The sequence below is a fragment of the Sorangium sp. So ce836 genome (assembly GCF_028553905.1).
Taxonomy (GTDB): Bacteria; Myxococcota_A; Polyangia; order Polyangiales; family Polyangiaceae; genus Sorangium; species Sorangium cellulosum_D.
On the sequence record NZ_CP102233.1, the window covers coordinates 13,145,525 to 13,155,974 of the forward strand.

At 70.4% G+C, this 10,450-nt stretch carries 3 protein-coding genes and 1 pseudogene; all 4 read left to right on the forward strand.

All coding sequences use genetic code 11. The annotated features are described in order from the left end of the window. Positions 1-173: 173 nt before the first annotated feature. Positions 174-763 (forward strand): annotated as a pseudogene (locus tag NQZ70_RS48155) (serine/threonine-protein kinase PknK); the annotation flags it as partial. A gap of 322 nt (positions 764-1,085) precedes the next feature. Further along, positions 1,086-9,365 (forward strand): SpvB/TcaC N-terminal domain-containing protein, encoded by an 8,280-nt coding sequence (locus NQZ70_RS48160; RefSeq protein WP_129580239.1) that lies wholly within the window; start codon positions 1,086-1,088, stop codon positions 9,363-9,365. Positions 9,366-9,704: 339 nt separating this feature from the next. Then, the gene (locus tag NQZ70_RS48165) at positions 9,705-10,028 is read left to right on the forward strand and encodes a hypothetical protein (RefSeq protein ID WP_129580240.1); all 324 of its coding nucleotides are present in this window, start codon (positions 9,705-9,707) and stop codon (positions 10,026-10,028) included. Between the two features lie 150 nt (positions 10,029-10,178). Further along, a complete protein-coding gene (locus NQZ70_RS48170) occupies positions 10,179-10,430 on the forward strand; it encodes a hypothetical protein (RefSeq protein ID WP_129580241.1) in 252 nt (83 codons plus the stop codon). Positions 10,431-10,450: the final 20 nt, after the last annotated feature.

Sequence of the window (10,450 nt, forward strand, 5' to 3'; positions counted from 1 at the left end):
GCAGCGGCCGCTGCGCCGAAAACAGGGTCCCCGCTCCCGCTTTGGCATCGCCTCTTGCCTGCTCTCCCGATCCGCGGCCAAGGCCGACGCCGCCCCGCGCCCAGCTTCATCGACGCCAGCGCGAGGCGTGAGGGCTCCGACCCAGGGCGACGGTCGGGCGGTTACGGCTCAGCGGATCGTTAGGGAACAAGGGTCCACACGTCGCGGCGTTCCTCGGCGAGCTCGTAGGGGCGACGTTCCCCGACAGGGGCGATGTGCAGCTCCAGGCGGCGCGGCAGAGTCCGGTGCTGATGGGCGACCGACTCCGCGAGGCGTTCGAGGACTTCATGCGAGCCGAGTGCCAACGGCAGCCGGTGCTCCTGGTGCTGGAGGATCTGCACTGGGGTGACCTGCTTACGGTGACCCTGATCGACGCCGCGCTCCAAGACGCGAGGGACATGCCTTTCTTCGTGCCGGTGCTCGCCCGCCCGGAGGTCCGCGAGCTCTTCCCGGCGCTCTGGAGAACGAGCGCAAGGGCCTCCGGATCCGCCTCGCGCCGCTGCCCCGGCGCGCGAGCGAGCGGCTCGTGCGGCAGGTGCTCGGCGACAACCTCGGCGCCGAGCCGGTCGAAAAGCTTCTCGCGCGTGCCGAGGGCAACGCGTTCGTGCTGGAGGAGCAGATCCGCGCGATGGCCGAGGGCAGGAGCGAGGGCCTGCCCGAGACGGCGCTCGCGATGGTGCAGGCGCGGCTCGAGGCGCTCGGCATCGAGGAGCGCCGCGTCCTCGGATCCACCGTCTCCATCGCCTCGACGGCGGCATCGTAAGGTCGCGAAATCAGTCGACCCAGGTTTCGACGGATGGAGCACGGGATTGCCTAGGACGGATCCAAGTTGACGCGCCCGAACGTGTCTGATTTTCTGATCGGGGCGCTCCGACGCGATCGGTTGGACGGCGGTCTCGATGGATCACGATGTTCGCTAAGCCGCTGCTCATCATACAGAGGAGATCTCGACCGGCTGCGATAAGCACCTCGGCGGCATCCCGCGGTTTGAGCGAAACCAGGTCACGCAGGATGTGAAGTAACCGAGGAGGGAGGGTGGAGATCTCATGTCGATCAGCTTTTCCAGCCGCGATCCGCTCAAGGCCGGGCTTGACTGCGCGGCAGAGGTCAACCCGCTCACCGGCACGGTCTCGGTCGGCGTCCCGCTCAAGCTCTCCCCTGGCCGCGACGGGTTCGGTCCCGCGCTCGCGCTCGCCTATACCTCGAGCGGCGCCAATTCGCCCTTCGGCGCCGGCTGGGCGCTCGAGGGCGTGCTCTCCGTCGCCGTCGACACCCGCAGGGGCCTGCCCCGCTATGACGGCTCCGACCGCTACAGCTTCGCCGGCATGGAGCTCTTGCCGCAGGAGATCGAGGACGCAGGGGGGTGGCGACCGGTGGCGATCGATCAAGGCGGCTTTCTGGTGCGCCGGTTCCGCGCCCGCGTCGATGCCTCGCGCATCCGCGTGGAGCAGTGGGTCGAGAAGGCGACGGGGCGCGTCCACTGGCGCACGCGAGACGCCGCGAACACGTTGACCATTTACGGAGCCAACCCCGACGGCACGAGCCGGGTGGCCGATCCGGCCGACGAGGGCCGTGTTTTCTCCTGGTTGCCGGAGATCCAGGTGGACGCGCGCGGCAACGCGATACTCTTTACTTACCTCAAGGAGACCCGGGAGGGCGTCGACCTCGCCTCGGCGGCCGAACGCTCGCGCTTCAAGCCCGGCGAGGCCCCCGCCCAGCGCTACCTGAAGTCGATCCGCTACGGCAACGCGAAGCCCGTGAGCGCGGACGGGGCGGTCGCGCCGGATACGGAGTGGCACTTCGAGGTCGTGCTCGACTACGGCGATCACTCGAGCGCCGACCTGCCCGCGCCGGCTCCCGACCGGGCCTGGCCGGCGCGACCGGACCCTTATTCCACTTACCGTGCCGGCTTCGAGGTGCGCACCTTCCGGCTGTGCCGCCGCATCCTCATGTTTCACCGGCTCCCGGGGCTCGGCGCCGAGCCGGTGCTCGTCGGCATTCACACGCTGGAGCACGACCTCCGGCCCGAGGGCGCGACGCTCTCGGCCGCGCGCTACGAGGGGCTGCGCAGGCACCTCTCGACCGGGGCGCTGTCGCGCCGCGCGACGCCTGCGCTGCGCTTTGCGTATGCGCGCCCCGAGCCGGAACGAGGCTTCCGAGCGGCGCCGCAAGAGACGGTCGAGAACGTGCCCACCGGTCTCGCCGGGGCTGCCTACCGCTGGCTCGATCTCTGCGGAGAGGGGTTGCCCGGCATCCTGGCCGAGCTGCGTGACGGCTGGTACTACAAGCCCAACGAGGGCGGCGGCCGGTTCGGGCCGCAGCGCCTCGTCATGGCGCAGCCCAGATACCGCCTCGCCGACGTGGCGCTGAACGACTTCGACGGCGACGGCAACATGGATGTCGCCGTGCTGCATGGGCGCGGCGCGGGGTACTTCGAATACGACCGCGAGAGCGGGAGCTGGAACGGTTATCGGGCGCTCGCCAGCCTGCCGCACCAAGAGGCGGCCGGCGGCAGGGCGCAGTGGCTCGACCTCGATGGCGACGGGAGGGCCGACCTCGTGGTCGCCGGCCACGGCCGTGTCGTCTGGTACCCCGCGAGGGGCAAGCAGGGGTTCGACGCTCCTGTCGAGGTCACCGGCGGTCCAGCCGGAGAGGGCGGCCTGCCGGTAGCCGACGACACGCAGCTCGGCTTCTTCTTCGCCGATATGACCGGCGATGGCCTCGCCGACCAGGTACGCATCCAGGGCGGGCGCGTCGAGTACTGGCCCAATCTCGGCCACGGCCGCTTCGGCGCGCCCGTGGTCATGGACAGTCCGCCGGATTTCGGGGCGGACGCCGCGTTCGATCCGGGCCGCATCCTCATCGCCGATCTCGACGGTGACGGCTCGGCAGACCTCCTCTATGTGGGCGCGCAGGAGATCCGTGCCTTCATCAACGCCGAAGGCAACGCCTGGGTGCAGGGCGCGCGCTTCGCCGATCTTCCCGTCATCGACAAGAACGCCTCCTTGCGCGTGCTCGACTTCCTGGGCGACGGGACGCCGTGCCTCGTCTGGTCGACCGCGCTGCCAGCAGGCGGCGCGGCGCCGCTCCAGTTCCTGCCGCTCGCGGGGCCGCCGCGGCCCCACCTGCTGGTCGCCGTGGAGGACGGCCTGGGCCGGGAAATCCGGTTCTCCTACGAGAGCTCGGCTCAGCACTACCTGCAGGCGCGGCGCGAAGGGGCGCCATGGCGCACCCGCCTGCCGAGTCACGTCACCGTCGCCGCCGCGCGCGAGGAGATCGACCGGATGACCGGCTCGCGCCTCGTGCAGCGATTTCGGTACTACGACGGTGTCTACGACGGCGCGGAGCGGGAGTTCCGCGGCTTCGGCCGGGTCGATCGGTTCGACGCGCCGCTGCACGAGGACGGCGACGGGGCCACCGCGCCGCGCGGGCAGGCGTCCTGCGTGCGGAGCTTCTATTTCACGGGCGGCCTCGTCGAGCACAGCCTGACCGACGCCTGGGGGGGCGATCCCGCGCTGCGCGCGCCGCCCGCCGTGACGGTCGAGCGGGCGAGCCTGCTCGCGCCCGAGGAGCACGCGGACACGCTGCGCGCCGCCGCGGGGCGGCTCATCCGGCGCGAGGTGTTCTCGGTCGACGCCGACGGCGCGCTCGCAGAGACCCCGCTCGAGGTGACCCTGCTCGCTTACCGGGCGCTCCGCCTGCAGCCGGCGCGCGGCGAGGGCCAGCCGGCCGCCGTCGCGATCGAGGAGTCCGAGACGCTGCGGGCGGTCTACGAGCAAGACGCGAGCGACCCGCGCGTCAGCCATACCCTGGTGCTTGAGACGGACGGCTTCGGCAATGACACGCTGACCGCCGCGGTTCACTACGCCCGCCGGCCATCGCCGGCCGGCGCGCCTGCGTCGCCGCAGCAGGCGAAGCCGATCGTCACCGCCCGCCGCACGCGCCTCGCCAACCTGGAGACGGACAGCCGTTATGAACTCGGCCTGCCGGTCGAGGAGCAGGTGCTCGAGGTGAGCCTGCCTGACCTCGGCGCGGCGGTCCTCCCCTTCGCGGAGGCCAAGGCCCAGATCGCGCAAGCGCTCGCCGCGCCGCGCGCGTTTCACGAGTCGCTCGCGGGGCTCGCCGCGCCGGCCTCGCGGCTCATCTCGTGGGAGCAGTCGTTCTATTGGAACGACGACCTGACGGGCGCGCTGCCGCTGGGTCAGGTCGGCGCGGTCACCCTCCCGCACTCGAGCGCCGAGGCGTGCTTCACGCCCGAGCTCGCCGCGGCCGTGTACGGCGCGCGGGTGGACGGCGACCTGCTGGCGGGCGAGGGCGGCTATGTGCTGCGCGACGGCTATCTCTTCCGGCCCAGCGCGGTCAGCCGCTACGCGAGCGCCGCAGACTTCCATCATCTCACCGGCCTCGTGCGGCCCGACGGCGCGGCGAGCACGCTGGTCCGCGACGCGACCCGGATGTTCCTGGTCGAGGCGCACGATCCGCTCGCCAACGTCACCCGGGCGGAGATCGACCCTTGCGCGCTCGCGCCCTATCGCATCGTCGATCCCAACGGCAACATCGCAGAGGTCGCCTATGATCCGCTCGGCGTCGTCTCCGCCTCCAGCATGAGAGGCACGGTCCTCGACGAGGCCGGCGTCGAGCAGGCCTATGGGCAGGAGCCGCTCTCCGGCTTCGTCCAGCCCGCGCCGCCGACGCTCGCCCCCGTCATCGCGGATCCGGCGGCGCACGTGGGGGACGTCGCGCAGGCCGTCTACTACGACCTCGACGCGTTCCGGCGTGACGGCGCGCCGGTCCAGGTGGTGACGCTGGCGCGCGAGGCCCTCGCCCACGACGGCACGGGCGCGCCGAGCGGGACGAGCGACGTGCACGTCACGGTGACGCACATGGACGGCTTCGGCCGGCCGCTCCAGTCCAAGGTGAGGGTGGAGTCCGGTCCCACGATCCACCGGGGAGCCGAAGGGGAGGTGGTCGTGGGGCCGGACGGCCGGCCGGTCGTCGCCAACGCGACAGAGCCGTGGCTCGCCTCGGGCCACGTGGTCTACGACGAGCGGCAGCTGCCGGTACGGCAGTTCGAGCCGTTCTTCACCGCGTCCTGGCGTTACGAGGGGGACGCGGAGCTCATGGCGTTCGGTGTCTCCTCCGTCACGCAGACCGACGCGCTCGGCCGCGCCGTGCGCACGGACTTGCCGAACGGCACGTTGACGCGCACCGAATATGCCGCGTGGGAGGTGCGCACCTTCGACGCCAACGATTGCGTGAGCGGCTCCGCGTACCATCTCATGCGCAATCCGCTGGCGCCCAGCGCGCCGGAGAAGCGCGCGCTGCTGAAGGCGCTCGAGCACCACGACACGCCGTCCGTCGACCACCTCGACCCGCGCGGCCTCACCGTCCGCCAGAGCGTGCGGGCGGCGGGCGGCGCGCAGGCGCGCGAAACCGAGACGCTGCTCGACGCCACCGGGAATTCGGTCGGCATCGTCGATCCGCGCGGCATCGCGGCGTTCGAGTACCGCCTCGACATGCAGGGCCGCGCGCTGCTCACCCGCAGCGCGGACGCGGGCGAGCGCCGCGTGCTCCTCGATATCTACGACCGGCCGATCCACACGTGGGACGCGCGCGGCGCGCACGAGCATCGCAGTTACGATCGCCTCGATCGGGTGCTCGCCGTGCGCGCCGGCGGCCTGCCTGGCCTGGACGACCTCGTCCAGCAGTGCGTCTATGGCGAGGACGCGAGCGTGCCGGACGCGGCGGCGCGCAACCTGCGCGGCCGCCTCGTGGTCCAGCGGGACACCGCCGGCGTGCGCACCCTGCTGGCAGCGAGCCCGCTCGGTCAGCCGCTCGCCGTCGAGCAGCGGATGCGGGAGGAGTACAAGGCCGAGGTCGACTGGTCCGCGCCGACCGCCGTGACGCTGATGCCGGAGCGCTGGGTGACGCGCACCCGCTACGACGCGCTCGGACGGGTGATCTCGCAGCAAACGCCGGACGGCGTCACGCGGCGCTACCGCCACCTGAAGGGCGGCGGCGCCGCGGAGCTGCGCGTCTCCACCGCCGACGGGCGGGTGACGGATCGGATCGTGTTCGACGAGGCCCGCTACAACGCCCGGGGCCAGCGCGAGCGCGTGCGCCTCGGCAACGGGGTCGAGATCGTCCACACCCACGATCCGCTCACCTTCCGCACGGCGCGGGTGCGCGCGACGCGCCTCGCCGACGCGGCGACGCTGCAGGATCTCGCCTATACCTACGACCCCACCGGTAACATCGTCCTGACGCGCGACGCGGCGCAGGAGTCGGGCGCGCTCGGCGCGCCGGTGCGCAACCTCACGGTGACGAGCGAGCAGGAGTTCACCTACGACGCGTTCTACCAGCTCCAGCGCGCCACCGGCCGTGTTCACCGCGCGCTGCTCGAGCACGATCACCGCGCCGGGGCGGCGGACACGTTCCGCGGCAGCCGCGCCGTCTCGCTCAACGACGGCGGCGCGGTCGACCGTTATACCCGGCACTACGAGCACGATCTCTCCGGCAACCTGCTGCGGATGCGTCACGTCTCCCTGCAGAGCTGGACGACGGAGATGTGGATCGCGGCGGGCTCGAACCGCTCGGTGCCGCTGCACACCCTGGGCGGCGGCACCGTGTCCGACCCCGAAGCCCGGTTCGACGCCGCGGGCCATTGCACGTCGTTGCCGCACCTCGCCTCGATGACCTGGGACTTCCGCGGCATGCTCACCCGCGCGGTGCTCATCGACCGCTCGGCGGATGGCGGGCCGGACGACGCGGACCATTACGTCTACGACGCCGAGGGGCAGCGCGTGCGCAAGGTGACGGAGCGCCTCGTGGCCGGCGGCGTCGAGGTCACGGAGAAGCTCTACCTCGACGGCTGCGAGATCAAGCGCATCTCCCGCGGCGGAGCGCGGTCGCTCGAGCGCGTCACCTCGCTGCTGAGCGACGGATCGGGGGCGGTCGCCTCGCTGCACCGCTGGACGGCGGACAGCGCCGGGCGGGAGACGGACGACATCGACGTGCCGCGCTGGGTCTATCAGGTCGCGAACCACCTCGGCTCCGCCCGGCTCGATCTCGACGCGCAGGGCGGCGTCATCGCCTACGAGGAGTATTTCCCCTTCGGCGGCACCGCGTTCGTGGCGGGCGACGATCTGCGCGCGGCCTCGTGGCGGGACTACCGGTTCAGCGGCAAGGAGCGCGACGACCTGACCGGCTTCTATTACTTCGGATTCCGCTATTACGCTCCATGGCTTTGCCGGTGGTTGACGCCGGATCCGATCGGGGCCGGGGGTGGGCTCAATCTCTATCAATACGTGCTCAACAACCCGGTCAACCTCATCGATCCGGAGGGGCTCGATCCGCAGCGGCCCGGGCAGCGGCTGCGCACGCGTTACGTCACCTACGAGCAGTTCGCCGCGGCGGTGCCAGAGGGCTACCGCGCGCAGATCGATCCTGGCAGGCGCTGGACGGGGCTGTTCTCGCCTGACCAGCAGGGTGGCGTCACCGTGCACCAGTCGGAGTCCACGTTCCGCGCGGCCGCGCGCAGGGCGACGGGGGGGCGGGCGGAGATCTGGATCTACGATCCGCGCTATCAGGAAGGGCTGGATCGAGGGCTCAATGAGCGATCCGCCCGGGAAAGGGCGGAGATCTTCAACAGCATCGACGAGGCCCTACGCCCGCTTCAGGCACCGCCGACGCCGGACGGGGCGGGCGGCGCGGGGGGGCCGGGGCAGCCTGGCCAGGGCAACAACGGCGGGCAGACCGGCACGGCGACCGGGGCGGACGGCTCAGGCCAGCCCGGGGGCGGCGAGCACGGCGAGGACGGCGCCGGCGGAGCGGGCACGGGCGCGGGCAACGCGCCTGGCGATTCCAGCGGCCGGGGCGATGCCACGGACACCGGCGGCGCCGGCGTGCACGCGGGTGACGGCAGCGGTCAGGGGAGCACGGCGGCGCAGGGATCGACCGGGCGCGGTGGAATCGGCCACGGCGCGGGCGTCTCGGGCCGCGGCGCGGGCGGCGGGGGGACCGGACAAGCGGGGGCGGGCACGCAGGGCCGCGGGGCGGGTGCAGGGGCGGGCGCGGGGGTGGGCCTGGGCGATGGATCGAGCGGCGCGGGACGAGGTCAAGGCGCCGGGGCGGGCGGCGCGGGACAAGGCGCCGGGACAGGTCGCTCGCGTGCTGGCGGCGCGGGAGGAACCGGCCAACGTGGCTCTTCCGGAGGGGCGCCGGGCGGCACGGGCCAGCAGCCTGGAGGCGCGCTGGGGGGCGTGCCCGGCGGGATCGACGGAGGGGTGCAGGGCGGCACGGTCGGCGGCGTGCCCGGCGGCGAGACCGGCGTCGGCGCGCCCCTTGGCGCGCCGGGGGGCGTCGACCCCAAGGGAGCGACCCGGGGTGCGCCGGGCCAGAGCAGCGGCGGCGTCTCGGCGGACGGCACGGGTGGGGCGCAGAGCGGCGGCGAGGGCGGGCAGACGCAGCAGGCCGGCGGCCAGCAGGGGGGACAAGCGGCCGGCGCGCAGGGCGGGAGCGGTCAGGGCGGGCAGGGGCGAGGTCAGCCCGAGAGCGCGATGGATCGGCTGGCCCGCTACGCGGGGTACTGGCACCTCGAGTTCGGCGACGACGGGCGCGAGGGCGCGGCGTCCGGCGGGATCCCGGGGGCGTTCGGCAGCATCAACGGCGGCGCGTGGGCGCAGGGATTGTTCCTGGCGCTCACCGCGGCCGATGTCGTCCTCACGGTGCTCACCCTGGGGGAGCTGGCGGCGCTGAAGGCGTCGCTCAAGGGCGCGATGCGGGCGACCGGGCAGGCGATGCGCCGCCTCGCCAGCGCTGCGGCACGTGGGCTGCAAGCTGTCCGCGCAGGGCTCGTGGACCTGGCCAGCGGGCTCGTCGGCCGCATCGCGGCGCGGCGCGGCTCTGGATCGGCGAGGGCGGCAGCCGACGCCATCAGTGAAACGGGTCTATTTGGTGGTAAGCTGTATGGTGAGCGGCGTTTGGAAGCCCTGCGGAGGTATCTCGATAAGCGAGGTGTGGATTTGATTATAGTCGATCAAGGAAAGAACAAAGCTGGATCGTTCTTTGTCGACGTTACGGGAAGACCCCAGCTCAGGCTTCGTCCCAATCCGACTGAATACCTGGTGTGGCACGAGCTCAGTCATTACTTGCATTATCGAAGGATTGGGCGCGAAGCATATCTGAACCTACCTCGTTCGCAGGGATGGAACGCTGCGGAGCAGTTCGTGTTTGACATGCTTGAGCATCCGTCAAGGTGGCGCAGGCTAAATGCGGAAGAGCGGGCTCATGCGATTTGGTATATTGAGGAATGGGGGTTCCGTTGACGAAGGAAGAAGCAATCAGAATAGCGAACGAATACCTCGTTGTCGAGATGGGAGCTGAGCCAGAGTATGCAGGAAGACGATGCGAGTTTACGCCGATATCGGCTCGCCTGGACGCACAGGGCCAGTGGCACGTTCTGTACCGAACCAGTCTGCCGGACTCACCCCGTGCTGTTGTAGATATGTCTGTTATAGTTCTCGTCGACTCGGCATCAGGAGAGGCGCGCTTCATGGGTGACGTGATTATGTAGTTTCTCGTCAATAGCATTGTTCGATTTATTGTGACGGTGGTCTGTGCAACGACGGACGACCTGCGCAGTCGCGGTCGATTGGACTGTGGTAATGAGCAGCGGTTTCAAGCTCCTCGCCCGGCGCCTTCGCGCAATCGTATATGGGACGGAGGACCGGATCCAGGCCTTGCGGAACGCGGGCCGCACCGTCGACCTCGACGCAATCCCGCCACAAGGTGGAGGAGAGATTATCGAACTCGATCTCGGCTACGGGACGGAGTTCTGGCTGGTGCCGGAGCCGCCCCCAGTGCCCGATCGTGAGTTGACATTCATTGAGAACGGTCGATTGATCCTTGAAATGGATCGCAAACTTACCAGCGTACGTCGCTTGCGAGAGAAGGGGCTCAAGCTTGGTGGATGGAAGATAAGATTCTAGTCGCGTCGCTTGCGTGGTTGCCCCGCCAGAGACGCCTGGATCGCCTGAATGGTGGTCGGGAAAGGACATGGCACGAGGGCTCTGGACGCGCATGGATTCAAGATGGTGGTTATGGTCGCGCGCGTTGAAGCCCGGCAGGAGCGCTGAGTGATGATGACGAAAGATGACGCGATCGAGATGGCGAATAACTTTCTCGCTAGGGAGATGGGGCCCGAGCCGAAGATGGCGGGCGAACGTTGCGAGCTGATACCAGTGTCGGCTCACGCGGACATCAACCGCCGATGGCGTATCCTTTATCGGTTCAATCTGATTGATTCGCCGGGATCCGTCGTGGATTCGTCTCTGATTGTCATCGTTGATCCGGCTACCGGTGAGGTGCGAGCCGGCGAGCTGAATCTGTAACGATTTCGCGAGCGGGCAGC